We start from the raw sequence: 18,799 nt of genomic DNA, 5'->3' as shown, positions 1-18,799 counted from the left end.
AACAGCTATCAAACAAATAGCAATTTCAGGAGAAGGCCGGAGGCCCGCGCGGCGGCAGCGGCGCGGCGGTGCGCGCAGCAATGTGTGCGGCGGGAATGGGGCGCAGGGCATGCGCCAGGGGATGGATTACAGGCAGCTGCGCCTGTGACGATGGGGGAGGAGCGCCCACATGCGCGCACAACGGGCAGTCCAGCGTGTGGCTGGGCAGCTCCTTGGCGCCGTCGTCGGTCTTGACCAGCACCTTGATGGCGCCCGAGCCCGAACAGATCAGCTCCATCGCCTGCGGATTGACCAGGGGCGACGCCACCGCCACCCCCATGGACAACACAAACCACGCCAGCACAAGGCGGGCGAGCCAGCGAAGGCTGCGGATGGTTTGGAGGGAGGGCATGGGTGCGGATTGTAGGGGGCCGGCGCGCGAACTCCTTGACGGAGGTCATCTGCGCGACGGACTGCACCCCCGCCCGCACCTAGGATGCGTGCTGCATTCACCACCATGACGGAGACAACACCATGCTGACACTCTGCGGCTTTTCGGCCAGCAACTACTACAACAAGGTCAAGCTCGCGCTGCTTGAAAAGGGCCTGCCGTTCACCGAGGAACTGGCCTGGGTGGGCGAAACCGACCGCAGCGCCAGCCCGCTGGGCAAGGTGCCCTACCTGCGCACCCCCCAGGGCCCGCTGTGCGAATCGGCGGTGATCGCCGACTACATCGAGGCCGCCCACCCCGCGCACCCACTGATCCCCGCCGACCCCTACCAGGCCGCCAAGGTGCGCGAGCTGATCACCTTTCTGGAGCTGCACCTGGAGCTGGTGGCGCGCAACCTGTACCCGCAGGCCTTTTTTGGCGGCACGGTGAGCGATACCGCCAAGGAAAAGGTGGGGGCGCAACTGGAAAAGAACATTGCCGCCTTCGGCCAGCTGGCGAAGTTCAGCCCCTACGTGGGTGGCAACACCTTCACCCTGGCCGATTGCGCCGCCATCGTGCACTTGCCGCTGGTCAGCTCGGCCACCAAGATCATCTATGGCCGCGACTACCTGGCTGGCCTGCCGGTGCGGGATTACCTGACCCGCATGGCCGAGCGCCCGCACGTGCAGCGCGTGAATGCGGATCGCAAGACCAATACCGCGGAGATGCTGGCACGGCCGGCCAAGCGCTGAGCGCCCTTCTTCCGCAAAGGGCCGGGGCGTCATCCCTTGACCCTGGTCAACCAGGGGCTCTGCACGCAGGCGCACCATGCAGGTATCCGCTCACCCGAGGAGACACCACATGGACAAGACCCAAGCCGCCCCATTCCGCCAACTGTTGCTGGCCCAGCAATCCGGGCTGCGGGCGCAGTTGGCTGCGCAGCGCGGCGGCGTCATAGGCCGTGCAGAGGCCGCTGCCGACCACTTTGGCCAGCCCGAGGACCCACGGGCCCAGCTGGCCACCGAGCGTGAACTGGAATTTGCGCTGGACGAACGCGAAACCACCCATCTGGCCGCCGTGGAAGCTGCTTTGGCCCGCATCGAAGCCGACACGTACGGTGAATGCACGGACTGCGGCACCCACATCACCGCCGCCCGCCTGCATGCCACCCCCGAAGCTGCGCGCTGCGTGCATTGCCAGGAGAAGGCCGAGCAGCATCGCCGCGCAGCCTGAATCGGCGCACGCTGCTCCAGCGTTCCGCCATCACTTCCAGCAAAACCTCCGCATCCTTACCGATACTGGCTGCTATCCTTTGCAGGATGCGCAGCCTGTTTCACCTTGCCTTTCACGTGACCGACCTCGATGCCGCCCGCCGCTTCTACGGCGGTGTGCTGGGCTGCCAGGAAGGCCGAAGCACCGACACCTGGGTGGACTTTGATTTCTTTGGCCACCAGATCTCGCTGCACCTGGGCACACCCTTTTCCAGCGCCCGCACGGGCCATGTCGGCAATCACCTGGTGCCCATGCCGCACTTCGGCGCCATCCTGGAATTGCCCGACTGGCATGCGCTGGCCGCACGCCTGAAAGCAGCTGGCACCGCCTTTGTCCTGGAGCCACAGGTGCGTTTTGAAGGCCAGCCCGGGGAACAGTGGACGATGTTCTTTCACGACCCGAGCGGCAATCCCATCGAGATCAAGGGCTTTCGCTCGCTGGACGCGGTGTACGCACCGTGAGCTACACCTTCGCATCGGCCACCATCCTGCTCCTGCTGATCACCGATCCGCTGGGCAACATCCCCATTTTTGCCAACGCACTGCGCGGTGTGGCGCCCGAGCGCCGTGCAAGGGTGATCCTGCGGGAGGTGCTGATCGCGTTTGCGCTGCTGCTGGTGTTCCTGTTTTTCGGCGCGGAGTTTCTGCGCGTGATGAACCTGAGCGATCTGTCGCTACAGATTGCAGGCGCTGTGGTGCTGTTTCTGATCGCGCTGCGCATGATCTTTCCGTCGGCGGATGGCCCACAGGCCGAGCTGCCGGGTGAGCCGTTGATCGTGCCGCTGGCCATTCCCGCGCTGGCCGGCCCCTCAGCCCTGGCCACGGTGATGTTGCTGGTGGCCCAGGCCCCCGAGCGCCGTTGGGAATGGGTGGGCGCGCTGTGCGTGACCATGGCCGTGTGCGCCGTGGTGCTGTTGATGGCCGAACGCATCCAGCGCTTGGTGGGAGAACGCGTGGTGATGGCGTTTGAACGCCTGATGGGCTTGATCCTGGTCGCCATCTCGGTGGAGATGCTGATCCGGGGGATCAAGCAGCTCGCGCAGCAGCTGTAGCCGCCGCGCGCGCCCAAAAGCGAGGGAGGGGAACCGGGGATTCCACCTCCGCTCCGCCCGTAGTACTGGCATGCCAGCAACTACAGTGCGCCGCCGGCGCGCAAGCTCAACGGCGTTGCAGCAACGGGATGGTGCCCAGTGCGAACACCGAGTTGGGCACCCCCACCCGCGCCATCAAAGGGCGTGGCTTGGCGTTCAGCTTGGGCCGGGGTGCGACAGGCGCCATCTCCTCAGCAACCACCCCCTTGGCATGCTGCTCGGCCACAAGGTCCTGCAAAGTCACTGACTGCAGGTACTCCATGACCCGCGCGTTGAAGGTGGACCAAAGTTCACCCGTCATCGACTTCACCTGGGCAGCCTGGCCGACATCCAGGCTTTGCAGATCGTCAGTCTTGAGGTTTTCGACGGCCAGGATGATCTCGGCAACCGAGATCTGGTCGGTGTTCCGGGCCAGGGTGTAGCCGCCGCCAGGGCCGCGTGTGCTGTCCACGAGCCCGGCACGCCGCAGGGCACTGAACAGCTGCTCCAGGTACGACAGCGAGGTGCCCTGCCGTGCGCTGATCGTCGACAGTGCTACCGGCCGCATCTTCTGGCGCAGTGCCAAATCCGTCATTGCCGATACCGCAAGTTGTCCTCGGGTGGTGATCCGCATCGTTGCTACTCCTTGTGAACGTTGACAGTTCCAGACCGCTGCGCGAACCGCTGCGGAAATGGGCCAAGGGTTCAATGTAGGACGTTTGATACTTCGCGTATATTCGTTTTATCAAAGCAAATAATTCGCTTTTTCCGCAGTATCTACCCCCATGAACTTTAAACACCTCCGATATTTCTGGACAGTTGCCAAAGCCGGCGGCGTCATGCGGGCTGGAGAACAACTGCACACCACGCCCCAGACGCTGTCCGGCCAGATCAAGCAACTGGAGGAATGGCTGGGCCACGACCTGTTTCGCAAGCGCGGGCGCGGGCTTGAACTCACCAGCGAAGGCCGTGTCGCCCTGGGATACGCCGAACAGATCTTTGCGCTGGGTGACGAGTTGGAGAAATCCATCCGCCTCTCGCGTGGCCAGGCCAAGCCGCTGGAATTTCGTGTGGGGGTGGCCGACTCCATTGCCAAATCCGTGGCCTATCACCTTCTGGAGCCGGCGCTTGGAATGCCTGAGCAGGTGCACATGACCTGCCAGGAGGGGAAATTTCCAGAACTGATTGCACAACTGAGCCTGCACAAGCTCGATCTGGTGCTCGCGGACGAGCCGGTCTCCAAGAAGATCGGTGTCAAGGCGTTCAACCACCCTTTGGGAACCAGCGGCATGAGTTTTTTCAGCGCGCCTGGCCTGAGGGCGCAGCTGGACGGAACATTCCCCCAATGCCTCCAAGGAGCCCCCATGCTCATCCAGGGGCCCATGTCCTCCGTGCGCCAGCAGCTCGACCACTGGCTCAATAAACACCATCTTCAGCCCCGGATCGTGGGAGAGTTCGATGACAGCGCCCTCATGAATGCCTTCGGCCGCGAAGGCCGGGGAGTTTTTACCTCACCCACGGTGCTCGACGCGGAAACCACCACCCAGTTCGGTGTCGAGGTGATCGGTCGCACTACAGAGCTGGTCGAGGAGTTTTTTGCAATCTCCGTGGAGCGGCGCATCACGCACCCTTGCGTGGTGGCAATTACCAAGGCGGCAAAGGCTGATCTTTTTGGGCGATGAGCGACCTCCCGATGCGGGCCGTAACTGCGCAGGGAATTCCCTGCGAGGAGCTCCCCTGTCACAGCCAAAGCGCTTTGCTGTGGCTACAGAAAACCGGTGCTCAGCAATGGGGTCAGTTGGCGCAATAGCTGAACACAGCCGCCACCTCCCTGAGCGAGCCACCAGGGTATTTGCCCCGTTGAGTACGCGCGACGGGCTAACGGAGGGCTGCCCGCATCACTTGCCCCAGCAGGACACAGCAATTGCCTGACACGTGTGGGCGCAGCGCCAGCCAAGGCCCACAAACAAAAACGCCCACTATGAAGTGGGCGTTTTGCTTAGCAGATGCCTGCTATTTTTTGGTTGCGCGAGAAGGATTTGAACCTCCGACCTTTGGGTTATGAGCCCAACGAGCTACCAGACTGCTCCATCGCGCGGTAAGAAATAGATTATACCCTATTATTCAGCTGCTGCCGAATTATTTTCAGTTTCAGCTGCACGATCCACCAGTTCAACCAGGGCCATAGGGGCGTTGTCGCCCACGCGGAAGCCCATCTTCAGAATACGGGTGTAACCACCGGGACGCGCATTGAAGCGGGGACCCAGGTCGTTGAACAGCTTGGTGACGCTGTCACGATCACGCAGGCGGTTAAAAGCCAGGCGGCGATTGGCAACGGTGTCCACCTTGGCGAGGGTGATCATGGGTTCGATCACACGGCGCAGTTCCTTGGCCTTGGGGACGGTGGTCTTGATGACTTCGTGCTCGATGATCGAGTTCATCATGTTCTGCAGCATCGCAAGGCGGTGCGAGCTAGTGCGATTAAGTTTGCGGAGGCCGTGACCGTGACGCATGGTGCTTTTTCCTTATTTAAAATTAAATCAGGCAGCCGTATAAGGTACTGCCCGAGGCACTGTCCCCTTCAAGGGAACCAAAAACCGAGCCCTCCTATTCGGAGAGCCCAGAATTATAACTTAACGCTTGTCCAGACCGGCTGGTGGCCAGTTCTCCAATTTCATGCCCAGCGTGAGACCACGCGATGCGAGCACTTCCTTGATCTCGTTCAGCGACTTACGGCCCAGGTTAGGCGTCTTGAGCAACTCGTTCTCGGTGCGCTGGATCAGGTCACCGATGTAGTAGATGTTCTCAGCCTTCAGGCAGTTGGCCGAACGCACGGTCAGTTCAAGCTCGTCCACAGGACGCAGCAGGATCGGATCGAACGTGGCGTTGCCGCGTGGACCTGCAGGTGCATCGAACGCGGCCAGCTCGCCGCCTTCCAGCTGTGCAAACACAGCCAGTTGTTCCACCAGGATCTTGGCCGATGCACGCACTGCGTCTTCGGCAGTGATAGCACCATTGGTCTCGATCTCGACGACCAGCTTGTCCAGGTCGGTACGCTGCTCCACGCGGGCGCTTTCCACCGTGTAGCTCACGCGCTTCACAGGGGAGAACGATGCGTCCAGCACAATACGCCCAATCGACTTGGTCGATTCGTCTGCATAGCGGCGCAGGCTGCCAGGCACGTAGCCACGGCCCTTCTCAACCTTGATCTGCATGTCCAGCTTGCCGCCAGCCGACAGGTTGGCAATCACATGGTCAGGGTTGACGATTTCCACGTCATGAGGGGTCTGGATATCACGCGCCGTGACCACACCTTCACCATCCTTGCGCAGGCTCAACGTGACTTCGTCACGGTTGTGCAGCTTGAACACCACGCCCTTGAGGTTCAGCAGGATGTTGACCACATCTTCTTGAACGCCGTCAATGGACGAGTACTCATGCAGAACGCCTGCAATGGTGACTTCCGTCGCTGCGTAACCCACCATGGACGAGAGCAGGACGCGCCGAATGGCGTTGCCCAGCGTGTGGCCATACCCACGCTCGAACGGCTCCAGTGCGACCTTGGCACGATTGTGGCCAAGCTGCTCGACATTGATCGCCTTGGGTTTCAGCAAATTGGTTTGCATTCAGACTTCCTCTCAATACCCCCAGCTCGTTACACCGGTAAGGCTGGTGAAGCGCCTAAACCGCGATGCCTCGCGGTTTAGGGACGGTTTTCTCGAAATACGTACCGAGCGATTAGCGCGAGTACAACTCAACGATCAGGGATTCGTTGATGTCGGCGCCAAACTCATCACGGTCTGGCACCTTCTTGAAGATGCCTTCAGCCTTTTCAGCATTCACTTCCACCCAAGCCGGCATGCCTACTTGAGCGGCGAGTTGCAGAGCTTCCACAACGCGGTTTTGTTTCTTCGACTTTTCACGCACTGCAACCACGTCACCCGTCTTCACGAGGTACGAAGCGATGTTCACGGACTTGCCGTTCACGGTGATCGCCTTGTGGGACACCAGCTGACGCGCTTCAGCGCGGGTCGAGCCGAAACCCATGCGGTACACCACATTGTCCAGACGCGATTCCAGCAGGAACAGCAGGTTGGCGCCGGTGTTGCCCTTTTTGCCGTCAGCGGCTTCGAAGTAGCGACGGAATTGCTTCTCCAGCACGCCGTACATGCGCTTGACCTTCTGCTTTTCACGCAGTTGCAGACCATAGTCAGAAGTACGGGCACCAGAGGTGCGGCCGTGCTGACCAGGCTTGGAGTCGAATTTGGACTTGTCGGCGATCGAGCGACGGGCGCTCTTCAGGAACAGGTCCGTGCCTTCACGGCGGGAGAGTTTGGCCTTGGGGCCGAGGTAACGTGCCACTTGAGCTTCCTTTGTGTCATCTACCGCAAACCATTGCGGGAGCCGCCTGAGGCGCTTGCGCGTTCACAGGCGGCGGTGGGCTTAGAGAGATTAGATACGACGACGCTTTTGAGGGCGGCAGCCGTTGTGGGGCACCGGGGTCACGTCAGAAATCGACGTGATGCGGATGCCCAGTGCGCCCAGTGCGCGCACCGAAGATTCACGGCCAGGACCAGGGCCCTTGATTTCAACGTCAAGGTTCTTGATACCTTGGTCGATGGCAGCGCGGCCAGCCACTTCCGAAGCCACTTGAGCTGCGAAAGGAGTGGACTTGCGTGAGCCCTTGAAACCTTGGCCACCGGACGAAGCCCACGACAAGGCATTGCCTTGGCGATCGGTGATCGTGATGATGGTGTTGTTGAACGAGGCGTGCACGTGTGCAATGCCGTCCGAAACGTTCTTCCGGACCTTCTTGCGAACGCGCTGAGCTGCGTTATTGGCAGGAGACTTAGCCATGATGATCTTTCAATCTTTATTTCTTCAGTGCAGCTGCACCCTTGCGCGGACCCTTGCGAGTGCGTGCATTGGTACGGGTGCGCTGACCACGCATTGGCAGACCGCGGCGATGGCGGAAGCCACGATAGCAGCCGATGTCCATCAATCGCTTGATGTTCATGGTGGTTTCGCGGCGCAGGTCACCTTCAATGGTGAACTGCTCGATTTGCTCGCGAATTTTTTCCAGATCGCCGTCCGTCAGATCCTTGATCTTCTTGGAGTAAGCGATACCAGTTGCTTCGCAAATCTTGCGAGCGCGGGTGCGACCAATGCCAAAAATGGCGGTCAAACCGATTTCCGCGTGCTTGTGCGGCGGAATGTTAATGCCAGCGATACGTGCCATATGCGTCCTCTAATACTTTCCAATCAACCTTGGCGCTGCTTGTGACGCAGATCCGTGCAGATCACGCGCACCACACCCTTGCGGCGGATGATCTTGCAGTTGCGGCAGATTTTTTTGACCGAAGCCGAAACTCTCATTGCATTCTCCTAAAACTTGTCCATCCGTCCCGGCTGTTTCGCACGGAACACAATTTGTGCCCGCGAAAAATCGTGGGGCGCCAACTCAACCGATATCCAGTTCTTGCAGGCAGTGTCGCGATGCGAACACTACCTTCTTCATCATCAACCGCCACCTGCATTGCCTTTGAAGTTGGCCTTCTTGAGCAGCGATTCGTACTGTTGCGACATCATGTAGTTTTGAACCTGGGCCATGAAGTCCATGGTCACAACCACAATGATCAGCAGCGAGGTTCCACCAAAGTAGAACGGAACGTTGTACTTCAAGATCAGGAACTCTGGCAGCAAACACACAAAGGTGATGTAGACAGCGCCCGCCAGAGTCAGGCGAACCAGAATCTTGTCGATATAACGTGCCGTTTGCTCACCCGGGCGGATGCCTGGAATGAACGCACCGCTCTTCTTCAGGTTGTCTGCAGTTTCCCGGCTGTTGAAAACCAGGGCCGTGTAGAAAAAGCAGAAGAAGATGATTGCAGCGGCATAGAACATCACGTAGATCGGCTGACCTGGGGTCAGTGCGCCCGAAATGTCCTTCAACCAGCGCATCGATTCACCCGCGCTGAACCAATTCACTACGGTTGCCGGCAACAGGATGATCGACGAAGCAAAGATCGGGGGAATCACGCCTGCCATGTTGAGCTTCAAGGGCAAATGCGACGACTGACCGCCATAGACCTTGTTACCCACCTGCCGACGAGCGTAATTCACCAATATCTTGCGTTGGCCACGTTCCACGAACACCACGAAGTAGGTCACCAGACCAACCACGAGGACGATGAAGATAGCGGCCAGAATGCTCATGGCACCTGTACGAACCAATTCCAGCAGACCACCGATGGAACTTGGCAGACCAGCAGCGATACCTGCAAAGATCAGGATCGAGATTCCGTTGCCCAAACCCCGCTCTGTGATCTGCTCACCCAGCCACATCAGAAACATCGTGCCAGCTGTCAGGCTGACAACAGCCGTCATGCGGAATCCGAAGCCAGGGCTGAGCACAAGACCTGCAGAACTTTCCAGCGCCACCGCAATACCCAACGACTGGAACAGAGCAAGACCCAAGGTGCCATACCGCGTGTACTGCGTGATTTTCCTGCGACCGGCTTCGCCTTCCTTCTTCAACTGCTCGAATGTGGGAACCACATAAGTCATCAACTGCATGATGATCGATGCCGAGATGTACGGCATGATCCCTAGCGCGAAAACCGTGAAACGCGAAAGCGCACCACCCGAGAACATGTTGAACAGATTCAGTATCCCGCCTTGCTGGCCACTGAAGAGCTGCTGGAGTTGGGCTGGATCGATACCGGGCACAGGGATATGAGCCCCGATGCGATACACGACCAGCGCAAGCAACAGAAAAACCAGACGACGGCGCAGGTCGCCGAACTTACCGGTCTTTGCAATTTGAGCTGCGCTAGTAGCCACAGATGCCTTCCTTCAGAGTCACACTCAGGCGACGCTGCCGCCAGCAGCTTCAATCGCTGCCTTGGCACCAGCCGTAGCGCCCACGCCATTCAGCTTGACAGCCTTGGTCAGGGAACCGCTCTTGATGACCTTCACCACCTTAGCCAGTTCACCGATCAGACCAGCTTGCTTCAGAGCCAGCACATCCACTTCGGCCAGGCCGAGTTGATCCAATGCCGTCAACGTCACTTCTGCGTTGAACTTGAGCAAGTGCGACTTGAAGCCACGCTTGGGCAAGCGGCGTTGCAAAGGCATTTGACCGCCTTCAAAGCCAACCTTATGGTAACCACCGGCGCGAGACTTCTGACCCTTGTGACCACGGCCAGCGGTCTTGCCCAGGCCGGAGCCGATACCACGGCCTACGCGGCGCTTGGCATGCTTGGCGCCGTCTGCGGGCTTGATGCTATTGAGTTCCATGATCTATCTCTCAGAGGACTTTGACCAGGTAGCTGATCTTGTTAATCATGCCGCGCACTTCGGGCGAGTCCTGCAGTTCGCTCACGCTATTGAGCTTGCGCAGACCCAGGCCGCGAACGGTAGCGCGGTGCGATTCCTTGGTGCCAATCGGGCTGCGCACCAGTTGAATCTTGACGGTTTGTTGCGTAGTCATTTCCAGCTTCCTATCAGGCGAAGATGTCTTCGACCGTCTTGCCGCGCTTGGCTGCCACATTCGACGGGGTGGTCGAATTGACGAGCGCATCAAAGGTGGCACGGACCATGTTGTAGGGGTTCGACGAACCATGGCTCTTGGCCACGATGTCGGTGATGCCCACCACTTCGAAAACAGCGCGCATGGGGCCACCAGCGATGATGCCGGTACCCTTGGGAGCTGGGTGGAGTTCCACCGAAGCCGCACCGTGGTGACCCTTCACCGAGTGGTGAATGGTGCCGCTCTTGAGCGAAACCTTGACCAGGTTGCGACGGCATTCTTCCATCGCTTTTTGCACAGCAGCAGGCACTTCCTTGGACTTGCCCTTGCCCATGCCGACGCGGCCGTCACCGTCGCCAACCACAGTCAGTGCAGCGAAACCGAGAATACGGCCGCCCTTCACGACTTTGGTCACGCGGTTGACCGCGATCATTTTTTCGCGCAGACCGTCGTCTTGACCTTCGGTCTGCACTTTGGGTTGAAATTTAGCCATTTTATATTCCGCTCCGCTTAGAACTGCAGGCCGGCTTCACGGGCTGCGTCGGCCAGGGCCTTGACGCGACCGTGGTAGGCAAAGCCTGCGCGATCAAATGCAACCTTCTCGACGCCTGCAGCCTTTGCCTTTTCAGCAATGCGCTTGCCAATGGCCGTGGCGGCGGCGGCGTTGCCACCCTTGCCCGAACCACCGAGTTCCTTGCGCACGTCGGCTTCTGCAGTGGAGGCACTGGCCAACACCTTGCTGCCGTCGCCAGAAATCACGCTGGCATAGATATGGAGGTTCGTGCGGTTCACCGTGAGACGCGCCACGCCTTGCTGTGCAATGCGGATGCGGGTCTGGCGCGAACGACGAAGACGCTGCTCTTTCTTGGTCAACATGTTGCAGCTCCTTATTTCTTCTTGGTCTCTTTGATCGTGATCTTTTCGTCCGCGTAGCGGATACCCTTACCCTTGTAGGGCTCGGGAGGACGAACAGCACGAATCTCAGCAGCGATTTGACCGACGCGTTGACGATCAGCACCCTTGACCACCACTTCAGTGGGGGTTGGGGTAGCCACCGTAATACCAGCGGGCATTTCGATATTGACCGGATGCGAATAACCAACAGCCAGGTTCAGCTTGGAACCCGAAGCAGCGGCCTTGTAACCCACGCCAACCAAGCTCAGTTTCTTTTCGAAACCTTTGCTGACGCCGACCACCATGTTGTTGACCAACTGACGAATCGTGCCGCTCATGGCATTGGCTTCGCGGGAGTCATTGACAGGCTCAAAGCTGAGCTTGCCTTCATTGCTCGACACCTTCACCAGCACATTTTGTGCAAGCGACAGGGCGCCGCCAGAACCCTTGACAGAGATCTGGTCATCTTTCACGGACACATCCACGCCAGCGGGGATGGTCACGGGCATTTTTCCTACTCGGGACATTTCAGTTTCTCCTCAATGCCGCGGGTTAGGCCACGTAGCAGAGCACTTCGCCACCGACACCGGTAGCACGCGCTTTGCGATCAGTCATCACGCCCTTGGGCGTCGTGACAATTGCCACACCCAGACCGTTCATGACTTGTGGAATGGAATCACGGCCTTTGTAGACACGCAGTCCGGGGCGGCTGACACGCTCGATGCGCTCAATCACGGGACGACCTGCGTAGTACTTCAGGGCAATTTCGAGTTCCGACTTGCCAGCTTCGGTTTTCACCTGGAAGCCGTCGATATAACCTTCGTCCTTCAGCACCTGGGCGATGGCAATCTTCACTTTGGAAGAAGGCACCAGAACCGTGGCCTTGGCGACCATCTGTGCATTACGGATGCGGGTCAGCAAGTCAGCGATGGGATCACTCATGCTCATGTTTAATCTCTCCTGCCTGCTTACCAGCTGGCCTTGGTGACACCGGGGATGTCGCCTGCAAAAGCCAGTTCGCGGATCTTGGCGCGAGCCAGACCGAATTGACGGAAGGTGCCACGTGGACGACCGGTGATTTCGCAACGGTTGCGCTGACGCGTGGGATTTGCATTGCGTGGGAGCTTTTGCAGACCCAAACGGGCCGCATCACGCTCTTCGTCGCTGCGCTTGGCATCGCCAGCGATTGCCTTCAGTTCCGCATACTTGGTTGCGTACTTGGCCGCCAGTTTTTCGCGCTTCAGTTCGCGCTGGATCAAAGCTACTTTAGCCATGCTTCGCCTCAGTTCTTGAACGGGAAACGGAAGCCAGCGAGAAGCGCCTTGGCTTCTTCATCGGTCTGGGCCGTCGTGGTGATGCTGATATTGAGACCGCGCAGGGCGTCGACCTTGTCATACTCAATTTCAGGGAAAATGATCTGCTCTTTCACGCCGATGTTGTAGTTACCGCGGCCGTCAAAAGCACGACCGGAGATACCACGGAAGTCACGGACACGGGGCAGAGCCACGGTCACGAAACGGTCCAGGAACTCATACATCTGCACGCCACGCAGCGTGACCATGCAACCGATGGCCTGACCTTCGCGGATCTTGAAACCAGCGATAGCCTTCTTGGCCTTGGTCACCACGGGCTTTTGACCAGCAATCTTGGTCAGATCAGCCACAGCGTTGTCCATCACCTTCTTGTCCGAGACTGCCTCGCTCACGCCCATGTTCAGGGTGATCTTGGTCAGACGGGGAACCTGCATCGGCGAGGTGTAGCCGAACTGCTTGATCAGTTCGGGAGCGACTTTGTCGCGGTAAATTTCTTGCAGTCGTGCCATGTTTACCCCTTAGGCCGCCTTGATTTCAGCGCCGCTGGACTTGAACACGCGACTGCGCGAACCGTCGGCCTGCACCTTGATGCCCACGCGATCAGCCTTGCCAGTAGCGGCATTGAAGATGGCAATGTTGGACTGATGAATTGGCATGGACTTTTCAACGATGCCGCCCGTCGTACCCTTCATGGGGTTTGGCTTGGCGTGCTTCTTGACCATGTTGATGCCGTCGATGACCACGTAGGAGTCATCCTTGCGCAGCGACACTGTGCCGCGCTTGCCCTTATCGCGCCCTGTCAGCACGATGACTTCGTCGCCCTTGCGAATCTTGTTCATGGCGCGTCCTTAGAGAACTTCAGGAGCCAGGGACACGATCTTCATGAACTTCTCGGTACGCAGTTCACGCGTCACGGGTCCAAAGATGCGGGTGCCGATAGGCTCCAACTTTGCATTCAGCAACACTGCTGCGTTGCCGTCGAATTTGACGAGCGAGCCATCACCGCGGCGGATGCCCTTTGCGGTACGAACGACCACTGCGCTATAAACCTCGCCTTTTTTGACGCGGCCACGCGGAGCGGCTTCTTTGATACTCACCTTGATGATGTCGCCAACGCTTGCATAGCGACGCTTCGAGCCACCCAGCACCTTGATGCAAAGGACGGACTTGGCGCCGGTATTGTCGGCAACCTCTAACCGAGATTCTGTCTGGATCATTTCAATATTCCCAACTTGCACCAGAAGACCACGGCCCCAGAGAACTTCTCAAGGGCTGCAAATCAGCCAGTCAGTCTTGGGCCCGTCGTCCGCACCGCAAACCATTTGCAGCACTTCCCGCTGGGCAGAAACTTCACGCAGGAAACGCGAAGCCCTCGATTATTGCCAAAAGCTTTGGAGAAGTCAAGCGCCCTATCACACCGGCACGTGCAAATACTGTTGCGCCAGTGCCAGAAAGGCTTCGAGCTGCGGATCTGCCCCCAGTTCTTCGCGCAACAGCTCTGCGACAGAAGGCGCCAAAGCCATCGCCTTGCGGGCGTCCAAGAACAGCAGCCGGGAACGGCGGGCAAGAACGTCTTCCACCGTACGGGCGTACTCAAAACGCGCGGCAAATCGCACCATGGCGACGGTCAATCCGCCTCCAAGCGCAGTCTGCGCACCGGGGAGCCCCAGAACGGCAGCCGCCTCCCCGCCATAGGAATGCAACCCCTGGGCATCGCTGATGCGGTGCTTGACAGCTTCTTTGGGCGTCCCGACCAAGGGCAAATGGTTCGTGACACCGGCTGGCTTTTCCGGAAGCAGTCCCGTGCTGAAGCATTTTTGCAACACATCTTCAGCCATCGCACGGTAAGTGGTCCATTTGCCGCCCGTCACGGTGATCAGGCCGCTGCGACTGGCCAGCACCGTGTGCTCCCGGCTGATCTTCTTGGTGTTGTCGCCATCATCGTCCTGCGGCTTGACCAGAGGGCGCAGACCGACCCAGATACTCCGGATGTCCTCCACCTTGGGAGCGCGGGTGAGATAGCGGGCCGACTCTTCCAGAATGAAACGGACCTCCTCCCCAAATGGCTCGGGCTCGCGCACGATGTCCTGGCGCGGACTGTCCGTAGTTCCCAGAATGAGCTTGCCCAGCCATGGCACCGCAAACAGGACCCGACCGTCGGCGGTCTTGGGCACCATCAAGGCGTGGTCGGACGGGAGGAACTCCCGGTCCACCACGATATGAACCCCCTGGCTCGGCGCCACGATGGGCTTGACGGGCCGCCCGATGGCCTCGCCATCCATCTGGCGCAAGGTGTCCACCCAAACTCCGGTGGCATTGACCACGGTGCGTGCGCGCACCGTGAATTGCTGCCCGCTGTCGGAGTCTTCACAAGTAAATCCAACCACCTTGCCAGCCTCATGCACCAAGGCACGCGCGGGACAGTAATTGACCAGCAAGGCACCCAGACTCGCCGCAGTCCGCGCCAGCGCCAGGGCAAGACGGGCATCGTCGAACTGGCCATCCCAGTACTTGACGCCACCCTTGAGCCCCTCGGCACGGGCTGTGGGCAGGCATTCAAGGGTGCGGGCACGGCCCAGAAATTGGGTCGCGCCAAGCCCGGCTTTTCCAGCCAGTGCGTCATACATCATGAGTCCGATGCCGTAGAAAGGCGTCTCCCAGAATCGGTACGACGGCATGACGAACGGAAGAGGCTGCGCCAGATGCGGCGCATTGTTTAGCAGCGTTGTGCGCTCGTGCAACGCTTCACGGACCAGAGCAATGTTTCCCTGCGCCAGATAACGAACCCCCCCGTGCACCAGCTTGGTGGCGCGGGAAGAGGTCCCCTTGGCAAAGTCGTGGGAATCCACCAAAACCACGCTGAAACCACGCGCCGCCGCATCCAGTGCGACACCCAGCCCTGTCGCCCCGCCGCCAATCACAGCGAGGTCGTATTGGTGCGGCTCGGCCAGACGGGCCAGCAGGTCGGCGCGTCGTGTGGGAAGGGGGGCTGTGGCAATGGTCATGGGGTGATTGTCCATGGGCGGAAGCAAAATTTAAGGGTTTACCCTTAAATTCTTGGCACTTCCAAAAGAGAAAACGCGCCTTCGGGCCAGAGACACCGAGGGCGATATGGAGCGAAAAAGGCAGCCAGAGACCTTGTGAGCCCTGGCTGCCGTCGGCGGGGTCGTCAGGAACGCGACCTCAGGAGATCAACGTGCCTTGCCGTCTTTCCATGCCTGCAACAGGGTGCCGTACGCAATCGTCTGACCCTTTGGCTTCTCATTGGCCAACTTGGCCCATGGCGCCTGCTTGTCGCTCAGCCACTTCGCGTTGTCGCTCTTTGGATTGAGCTTGGGAGCGCAATGCGCCATGCCAGCGCGCTCCAGGCGGGCCATCACCTGGTCCATTTCGTCGGCGAGCGTGTCCATGGCGCCCTGGGGCGTCTTCTCACCCGTCACAGCCTGGGCAACGTTCTTCCACCACAGCTGGGCCAGCTTGGGGTAGTCAGGCACGTTGGTACCGGTGGGCGACCATGCCACGCGGGCGGGGCTGCGGTAAAACTCCACCAGACCACCCAGTTTGGGTGCCAGGTCGGTCATGGCCTTGGACTGGATATCGCTTTCGCGGATCGGGGTCAGGCCGACGATGGTCTTCTTGAGCGACGTGGTCTTGGCCGTCACGAACTGGGCATAGAGCCAGGCGGCGGCGGTCTTGTTCGCGTCGTGGTCCTTGAAGAAGGTCCAGCTGCCCACGTCCTGGTAGCCGTTTTGCATGCCTTGCTTCCAGTACGGGCCGTTCGGGCCGGGGGCCATGCGCCACTTGGGCGTGCCGTCCGCGTTCACCACGGGCAGGCCGGGCTTGGTCATGTCGGCCGTGAAGGCGGTGTACCAGAAGATTTGCTGCGCGATCTGGCCCTGGGCGGGCACGGGGCCGGCTTCGCCGAAGGTCATGCCGGTGGCTTCCTTGGGCGCGTACTTCTTCATCCAGTCCACATACTTGGTCAGCGCATAGACGGCGGCAGGCGAGTTGGTAGCACCACCACGGGCCACCGAGGCGCCCACCGGCGTGCACTTGTCGTCGGCCACGCGGATGCCCCATTCGTCGATCGGCAGGCCGTTGGGCGCGCCAATATCGGCCGTGCCGGCCATCGACAGCCAGGCATCGGTGAAGCGCCAGCCCAGCGACGGGTCCTTCTTGCCGTAATCCATGTGGCCATAGATGGGCTTGCCATCAATGTTCTTCACGTCGTTGGTGAAGAACTCGGCAATGTCCTCGTAGGCGCTCCAGTTGAGCGGCACGCCCAGGTCGTAGCCGTACTTGGCCTTGAACTTGTCCTTGATGTCCTTGCGGTCGAACAGGTCGGCACGGAACCAGTACAGGTTGGCGAACTGCTGGTCAGGCAGCTGGTACATCTTTCCATCGGGGCCGGTCGTGAACTTGGTGCCGATGTAGTCCTTGAGGTCGATGCCCGGGTTCGTGAACTCCTTGCCCGCGCCGCCCATGTAGTCAGTCAGGCTCATGATCTTGCCGTAGCGGTAGTGCGTACCGATCAGGTCCGAGTCCGAGATCCAGCCGTCATAGATCGACTTGCCCGACTGCATCGAAGTCTGCAGCTTCTCGACCACGTCGCCTTCCTGAATCAGGTCGTGCTTGACCTTGATGCCAGTGATTTCCTCAAACGCCTTGGCCAGCGTCTTGGATTCGTATTCGTGGGTGGTGATGGTTTCAGACACCACCGAGATTTCCTTCACGCCCTTGGCTTGCAGCTTCTTGGCTGCTTCGATGAACCACTTCATCTCGGCCATCTGCTGGTCCTTGCTCAGCGTCGACGGCTGAAACTCGCTGTCGACCCACTTCTTGGCTTCCGCCTCGCCCGCCATGGCGGCCTGGCCCGTCATGACCGCAACTGCCAGTGCCAGCGCTGTGTACCGCGTCTTCATAGTGCCTGTCTCCTCATAGTCATCTCCCCTTTTGGATGCAAGGGCCGCGTGGCTCCGGGGAAGGATCGAGCCGCGCGACGGGAACCTTGGTGGCCGCTCAGCCTTTGCGCATGATCAACGCGAGCAGCAGCATGGACAGCACGAAGCTGAACCAGATCGATGGGTCTTCGCCGAGGCTGAACCACTGCGCCAGCTTGCCGCTGATGCCCACAAAAATCAGATTCACATACGCGGCTGAGAGCAGGCCGATGAACAGGCGATCGCCGCGCGTGGTTTCCAGCGGCAGGAACCCCTTGCGCATCGCCGTGGGGGACTTGAGCTCCCACACCGTCATGCCCACCAGCATCAGCACGATGCATGTGAAGAACACTGCCACCGGCAGGGTCCAGGCCATCCACTCAAACATTTGTACCCCCCTGAGAGCCTGCGGCGCTTCCCCCCAAGGGGGCGCAGCCAGTGGCCGGGCGAAGCCCGTTCCACGACTGCCGCTGGCGTCGGAAGGCCTGCGCACTCTGCCGCGAACTGGTGTAGTTCATGGTTCTGTCTCCCTTCACGCTAGACGCGGCCCATCGCGAAACCCTTCGCGATGTAGTGCCGCACAAACCAGATCACGATGGCGCCCGGCACGATGGTCAGCACGCCAGCGGCGGCCAGCGTCGCCCAGTCCATGCCACTGGCGCTCACCGTGCGCGTCATGGTGGCCACGATGGGCTTGGCGTTCACGCTGGTCAGCGTGCGGGCCAGCAGCAGCTCCACCCAGCTGAACATGAAGCAGAAGAACGCTGCCACGCCCACGCCCGCCTTGATCAGCGGCAGGAACACCGTCATGAAAAACCGCGGAAAGCTGTAGCCGTCGATGTACGCCGTCTCGTCGATCTCGCGCGGGATGCCGCTCATGAAGCCTTCCAGGATCCACACCGCCAGCGGCACGTTGAACAGCAAGTGCGCCAGCGCCACGGCAATGTGCGTGTCCATCAGCCCCACGGTGGTGTAGAGCTGAAAGAACGGCAGCAGGAACACGGCCGGTGGCGTCATGCGGTTGGTCAGCAACCAGAAGAACACATGCTTGTCGCCCAGGAACTGGTAACGGCTGAACGCATACGCCGCCGGCAGCGCCACGGTCAGCGAGATCACCGTGTTGATGCCCACGTAGATCAGGCTGTTGATATAGCCCGAGTACCAGGACTCATCGGTGAAGATGGTCTTGTAGTTGTCCCAGGTGAAGTTCTGCGGGAAGAACGAGAACGTCGACAAGATCTCGGCGTTCGTCTTGAAGCTCATGTTGACCATCCAGTAGATGGGCAGCACCGCAAACACCAGGTACGCCAGCAGAAAGATCGTCCGCTTGCGGAATCTGCGCTCAGGCATGATTGCTCCTATTTTTATAGC

The 18,799-nt window shown here is 59.8% G+C and carries 28 protein-coding genes and 1 tRNA gene; 5 read left to right on the top strand and 24 right to left on the bottom strand.

The genetic code is table 11. The features are described from left to right. Positions 1–25: 25 nt before the first annotated feature. The gene (locus tag ASE39_RS22630; RefSeq protein ID WP_010466282.1) at positions 26–391 is read right to left on the bottom strand and encodes a DUF2946 family protein; all 366 of its coding nucleotides are present in this window, start codon (positions 389–391) and stop codon (positions 26–28) included. A gap of 122 nt (positions 392–513) precedes the next feature. Here ASE39_RS22630 and ASE39_RS22625 point away from each other — a divergent pair, with 122 nt between their 5' ends. From ASE39_RS22625 to ASE39_RS22610, 4 genes are all read left to right on the top strand, one after another. Continuing rightward, a complete protein-coding gene (locus tag ASE39_RS22625) occupies positions 514–1,161 on the top strand; it encodes a glutathione S-transferase (protein ID WP_057272606.1) in 648 nt (215 codons plus the stop codon). A gap of 109 nt (positions 1,162–1,270) precedes the next feature. Continuing rightward, on the top strand, positions 1,271–1,642 hold the full coding sequence (locus ASE39_RS22620) for a TraR/DksA family transcriptional regulator (protein ID WP_057229922.1): 372 nt from the start codon (positions 1,271–1,273) through the stop codon (positions 1,640–1,642). 86 nt (positions 1,643–1,728) lie between these two features. Continuing rightward, on the top strand, positions 1,729–2,142 hold the full coding sequence (locus tag ASE39_RS22615; protein ID WP_010466288.1) for a VOC family protein: 414 nt from the start codon (positions 1,729–1,731) through the stop codon (positions 2,140–2,142). Further along, positions 2,139–2,732, top strand: coding sequence for a MarC family protein (locus ASE39_RS22610; RefSeq protein WP_057272605.1), 594 nt, complete (start codon positions 2,139–2,141; stop codon positions 2,730–2,732). Before ASE39_RS22615 ends, ASE39_RS22610 begins: the two co-directional genes overlap by 4 nt. 106 nt (positions 2,733–2,838) lie before the next feature. Here the strand turns inward: ASE39_RS22610 and ASE39_RS22605 are convergent, their stop codons facing one another. Continuing rightward, positions 2,839–3,384: an Rrf2 family transcriptional regulator gene (locus tag ASE39_RS22605; RefSeq protein WP_029414311.1), complete on the bottom strand. Its 546-nt coding sequence runs from the start codon at positions 3,382–3,384 to the stop codon at positions 2,839–2,841. Between the two features lie 151 nt (positions 3,385–3,535). Here ASE39_RS22605 and nhaR point away from each other — a divergent pair, with 151 nt between their 5' ends. Beyond that, entirely contained in the window at positions 3,536–4,432 is an 897-nt protein-coding gene (gene nhaR, locus ASE39_RS22600) for a transcriptional activator NhaR (RefSeq protein WP_029414312.1), read from the top strand. 339 nt (positions 4,433–4,771) lie between these two features. Here nhaR and ASE39_RS22595 read toward each other — a convergent pair. From ASE39_RS22595 to ASE39_RS22490, 22 genes are all read right to left on the bottom strand, one after another. After that, positions 4,772–4,848, bottom strand: a tRNA-Met gene (locus ASE39_RS22595). A 22-nt stretch (positions 4,849–4,870) separates the two neighbouring features. Further along, a complete protein-coding gene (rplQ, locus tag ASE39_RS22590; RefSeq protein ID WP_029414313.1) occupies positions 4,871–5,263 on the bottom strand; it encodes a 50S ribosomal protein L17 in 393 nt (130 codons plus the stop codon). A gap of 120 nt (positions 5,264–5,383) precedes the next feature. Next, positions 5,384–6,376, bottom strand: coding sequence for a DNA-directed RNA polymerase subunit alpha (gene rpoA, locus ASE39_RS22585; RefSeq protein ID WP_008906514.1), 993 nt, complete (start codon positions 6,374–6,376; stop codon positions 5,384–5,386). Between the two features lie 112 nt (positions 6,377–6,488). Further along, on the bottom strand, positions 6,489–7,112 hold the full coding sequence (rpsD, locus tag ASE39_RS22580) for a 30S ribosomal protein S4 (protein ID WP_010466299.1): 624 nt from the start codon (positions 7,110–7,112) through the stop codon (positions 6,489–6,491). 90 nt (positions 7,113–7,202) lie between these two features. Continuing rightward, positions 7,203–7,607: a 30S ribosomal protein S11 gene (rpsK, locus tag ASE39_RS22575; protein WP_005793662.1), complete on the bottom strand. Its 405-nt coding sequence runs from the start codon at positions 7,605–7,607 to the stop codon at positions 7,203–7,205. 16 nt (positions 7,608–7,623) lie between these two features. Further along, a complete protein-coding gene (gene rpsM, locus ASE39_RS22570) occupies positions 7,624–7,989 on the bottom strand; it encodes a 30S ribosomal protein S13 (RefSeq protein WP_008906516.1) in 366 nt (121 codons plus the stop codon). Between the two features lie 23 nt (positions 7,990–8,012). Further along, positions 8,013–8,126 carry a 50S ribosomal protein L36 gene (gene rpmJ, locus ASE39_RS22565; RefSeq protein ID WP_005793651.1) on the bottom strand — a complete coding sequence of 38 codons (114 nt, stop codon included), beginning with the start codon at positions 8,124–8,126 and terminating at the stop codon, positions 8,013–8,015. A 144-nt stretch (positions 8,127–8,270) separates the two neighbouring features. Beyond that, positions 8,271–9,593, bottom strand: coding sequence for a preprotein translocase subunit SecY (gene secY / locus ASE39_RS22560; RefSeq protein ID WP_029414314.1), 1,323 nt, complete (start codon positions 9,591–9,593; stop codon positions 8,271–8,273). A gap of 24 nt (positions 9,594–9,617) precedes the next feature. Then, complete coding sequence (gene rplO, locus ASE39_RS22555) at positions 9,618–10,049, bottom strand: 50S ribosomal protein L15 (RefSeq protein ID WP_010466313.1); 432 nt, start codon at positions 10,047–10,049, stop codon at positions 9,618–9,620. A 10-nt stretch (positions 10,050–10,059) separates the two neighbouring features. After that, entirely contained in the window at positions 10,060–10,242 is a 183-nt protein-coding gene (gene rpmD / locus ASE39_RS22550; protein ID WP_007861725.1) for a 50S ribosomal protein L30, read from the bottom strand. Positions 10,243–10,255: 13 nt separating this feature from the next. Then, positions 10,256–10,774 (bottom strand): 30S ribosomal protein S5, encoded by a 519-nt coding sequence (rpsE, locus tag ASE39_RS22545; protein WP_010466320.1) that lies wholly within the window; start codon positions 10,772–10,774, stop codon positions 10,256–10,258. A gap of 17 nt (positions 10,775–10,791) precedes the next feature. Further along, positions 10,792–11,157 carry a 50S ribosomal protein L18 gene (gene rplR, locus ASE39_RS22540; protein ID WP_010466322.1) on the bottom strand — a complete coding sequence of 122 codons (366 nt, stop codon included), beginning with the start codon at positions 11,155–11,157 and terminating at the stop codon, positions 10,792–10,794. 11 nt (positions 11,158–11,168) lie between these two features. Further along, positions 11,169–11,702, bottom strand: coding sequence for a 50S ribosomal protein L6 (gene rplF / locus ASE39_RS22535; RefSeq protein ID WP_029414315.1), 534 nt, complete (start codon positions 11,700–11,702; stop codon positions 11,169–11,171). 25 nt (positions 11,703–11,727) lie between these two features. Further along, the gene (gene rpsH, locus ASE39_RS22530; protein WP_008906523.1) at positions 11,728–12,123 is read right to left on the bottom strand and encodes a 30S ribosomal protein S8; all 396 of its coding nucleotides are present in this window, start codon (positions 12,121–12,123) and stop codon (positions 11,728–11,730) included. A gap of 20 nt (positions 12,124–12,143) precedes the next feature. Then, positions 12,144–12,449, bottom strand: a complete 306-nt coding sequence (gene rpsN / locus ASE39_RS22525; protein WP_007861712.1) for a 30S ribosomal protein S14 — start codon at positions 12,447–12,449, stop codon at positions 12,144–12,146. Between the two features lie 8 nt (positions 12,450–12,457). After that, entirely contained in the window at positions 12,458–12,997 is a 540-nt protein-coding gene (gene rplE / locus ASE39_RS22520; protein WP_010466330.1) for a 50S ribosomal protein L5, read from the bottom strand. A 9-nt stretch (positions 12,998–13,006) separates the two neighbouring features. Beyond that, on the bottom strand, positions 13,007–13,327 hold the full coding sequence (rplX, locus tag ASE39_RS22515) for a 50S ribosomal protein L24 (RefSeq protein ID WP_057272604.1): 321 nt from the start codon (positions 13,325–13,327) through the stop codon (positions 13,007–13,009). 9 nt (positions 13,328–13,336) lie between these two features. Beyond that, positions 13,337–13,705: a 50S ribosomal protein L14 gene (rplN, locus tag ASE39_RS22510; protein ID WP_007861702.1), complete on the bottom strand. Its 369-nt coding sequence runs from the start codon at positions 13,703–13,705 to the stop codon at positions 13,337–13,339. A 195-nt stretch (positions 13,706–13,900) separates the two neighbouring features. After that, positions 13,901–15,493 carry a glycerol-3-phosphate dehydrogenase/oxidase gene (locus ASE39_RS22505; RefSeq protein ID WP_057272680.1) on the bottom strand — a complete coding sequence of 531 codons (1,593 nt, stop codon included), beginning with the start codon at positions 15,491–15,493 and terminating at the stop codon, positions 13,901–13,903. 186 nt (positions 15,494–15,679) lie between these two features. Further along, a complete protein-coding gene (locus ASE39_RS22500; RefSeq protein ID WP_010466338.1) occupies positions 15,680–17,410 on the bottom strand; it encodes an ABC transporter substrate-binding protein in 1,731 nt (576 codons plus the stop codon). Positions 17,411–17,507: 97 nt separating this feature from the next. After that, complete coding sequence (locus tag ASE39_RS22495) at positions 17,508–17,816, bottom strand: DUF2160 domain-containing protein (protein WP_010466340.1); 309 nt, start codon at positions 17,814–17,816, stop codon at positions 17,508–17,510. 149 nt (positions 17,817–17,965) lie between these two features. Next, the gene (locus tag ASE39_RS22490) at positions 17,966–18,778 is read right to left on the bottom strand and encodes a carbohydrate ABC transporter permease (protein WP_010466341.1); all 813 of its coding nucleotides are present in this window, start codon (positions 18,776–18,778) and stop codon (positions 17,966–17,968) included. Positions 18,779–18,799 lie beyond the last annotated feature (21 nt).

Source organism: Acidovorax sp. Root267 (genome assembly GCF_001429215.1).
GTDB classification, from domain to species: domain Bacteria; phylum Pseudomonadota; class Gammaproteobacteria; order Burkholderiales; family Burkholderiaceae_C; genus Acidovorax; species Acidovorax radicis.
This window is presented reverse-complemented; position numbering and strand designations above follow the sequence as displayed.

Excerpts from the sequence above, each read along its gene's own strand:
- ASE39_RS22630 (WP_010466282.1), bottom strand. The coding sequence starts at position 391 with ATGCCCTCCCTCCAAACCATCCGCAGCCTTCGCTGGCTCGCCCGCCTT.
- ASE39_RS22625 (WP_057272606.1), top strand. The coding sequence starts at position 514 with ATGCTGACACTCTGCGGCTTTTCGGCCAGCAACTACTACAACAAGGTC.
- ASE39_RS22620 (WP_057229922.1), top strand. The coding sequence starts at position 1,271 with ATGGACAAGACCCAAGCCGCCCCATTCCGCCAACTGTTGCTGGCCCAG.
- ASE39_RS22615 (WP_010466288.1), top strand. The coding sequence starts at position 1,729 with ATGCGCAGCCTGTTTCACCTTGCCTTTCACGTGACCGACCTCGATGCC.
- ASE39_RS22605 (WP_029414311.1), bottom strand. The coding sequence starts at position 3,384 with ATGCGGATCACCACCCGAGGACAACTTGCGGTATCGGCAATGACGGAT.
- nhaR (WP_029414312.1), top strand. The coding sequence starts at position 3,536 with ATGAACTTTAAACACCTCCGATATTTCTGGACAGTTGCCAAAGCCGGC.
- rplQ (WP_029414313.1), bottom strand. The coding sequence starts at position 5,263 with ATGCGTCACGGTCACGGCCTCCGCAAACTTAATCGCACTAGCTCGCAC.
- rpoA (WP_008906514.1), bottom strand. The coding sequence starts at position 6,376 with ATGCAAACCAATTTGCTGAAACCCAAGGCGATCAATGTCGAGCAGCTT.
- rpsK (WP_005793662.1), bottom strand. The coding sequence starts at position 7,607 with ATGGCTAAGTCTCCTGCCAATAACGCAGCTCAGCGCGTTCGCAAGAAG.
- rpsM (WP_008906516.1), bottom strand. The coding sequence starts at position 7,989 with ATGGCACGTATCGCTGGCATTAACATTCCGCCGCACAAGCACGCGGAA.
- rpmJ (WP_005793651.1), bottom strand. The coding sequence starts at position 8,126 with ATGAGAGTTTCGGCTTCGGTCAAAAAAATCTGCCGCAACTGCAAGATC.
- rplO (WP_010466313.1), bottom strand. The coding sequence starts at position 10,049 with ATGGAACTCAATAGCATCAAGCCCGCAGACGGCGCCAAGCATGCCAAG.
- rpmD (WP_007861725.1), bottom strand. The coding sequence starts at position 10,242 with ATGACTACGCAACAAACCGTCAAGATTCAACTGGTGCGCAGCCCGATT.
- rpsE (WP_010466320.1), bottom strand. The coding sequence starts at position 10,774 with ATGGCTAAATTTCAACCCAAAGTGCAGACCGAAGGTCAAGACGACGGT.
- rplR (WP_010466322.1), bottom strand. The coding sequence starts at position 11,157 with ATGTTGACCAAGAAAGAGCAGCGTCTTCGTCGTTCGCGCCAGACCCGC.
- rplF (WP_029414315.1), bottom strand. The coding sequence starts at position 11,702 with ATGTCCCGAGTAGGAAAAATGCCCGTGACCATCCCCGCTGGCGTGGAT.
- rpsH (WP_008906523.1), bottom strand. The coding sequence starts at position 12,123 with ATGAGCATGAGTGATCCCATCGCTGACTTGCTGACCCGCATCCGTAAT.
- rpsN (WP_007861712.1), bottom strand. The coding sequence starts at position 12,449 with ATGGCTAAAGTAGCTTTGATCCAGCGCGAACTGAAGCGCGAAAAACTG.
- rplE (WP_010466330.1), bottom strand. The coding sequence starts at position 12,997 with ATGGCACGACTGCAAGAAATTTACCGCGACAAAGTCGCTCCCGAACTG.
- rplX (WP_057272604.1), bottom strand. The coding sequence starts at position 13,327 with ATGAACAAGATTCGCAAGGGCGACGAAGTCATCGTGCTGACAGGGCGC.
- rplN (WP_007861702.1), bottom strand. The coding sequence starts at position 13,705 with ATGATCCAGACAGAATCTCGGTTAGAGGTTGCCGACAATACCGGCGCC.
- ASE39_RS22505 (WP_057272680.1), bottom strand. The coding sequence starts at position 15,493 with ATGACCATTGCCACAGCCCCCCTTCCCACACGACGCGCCGACCTGCTG.
- ASE39_RS22500 (WP_010466338.1), bottom strand. The coding sequence starts at position 17,410 with ATGAAGACGCGGTACACAGCGCTGGCACTGGCAGTTGCGGTCATGACG.
- ASE39_RS22495 (WP_010466340.1), bottom strand. The coding sequence starts at position 17,816 with ATGTTTGAGTGGATGGCCTGGACCCTGCCGGTGGCAGTGTTCTTCACA.
- ASE39_RS22490 (WP_010466341.1), bottom strand. The coding sequence starts at position 18,778 with ATGCCTGAGCGCAGATTCCGCAAGCGGACGATCTTTCTGCTGGCGTAC.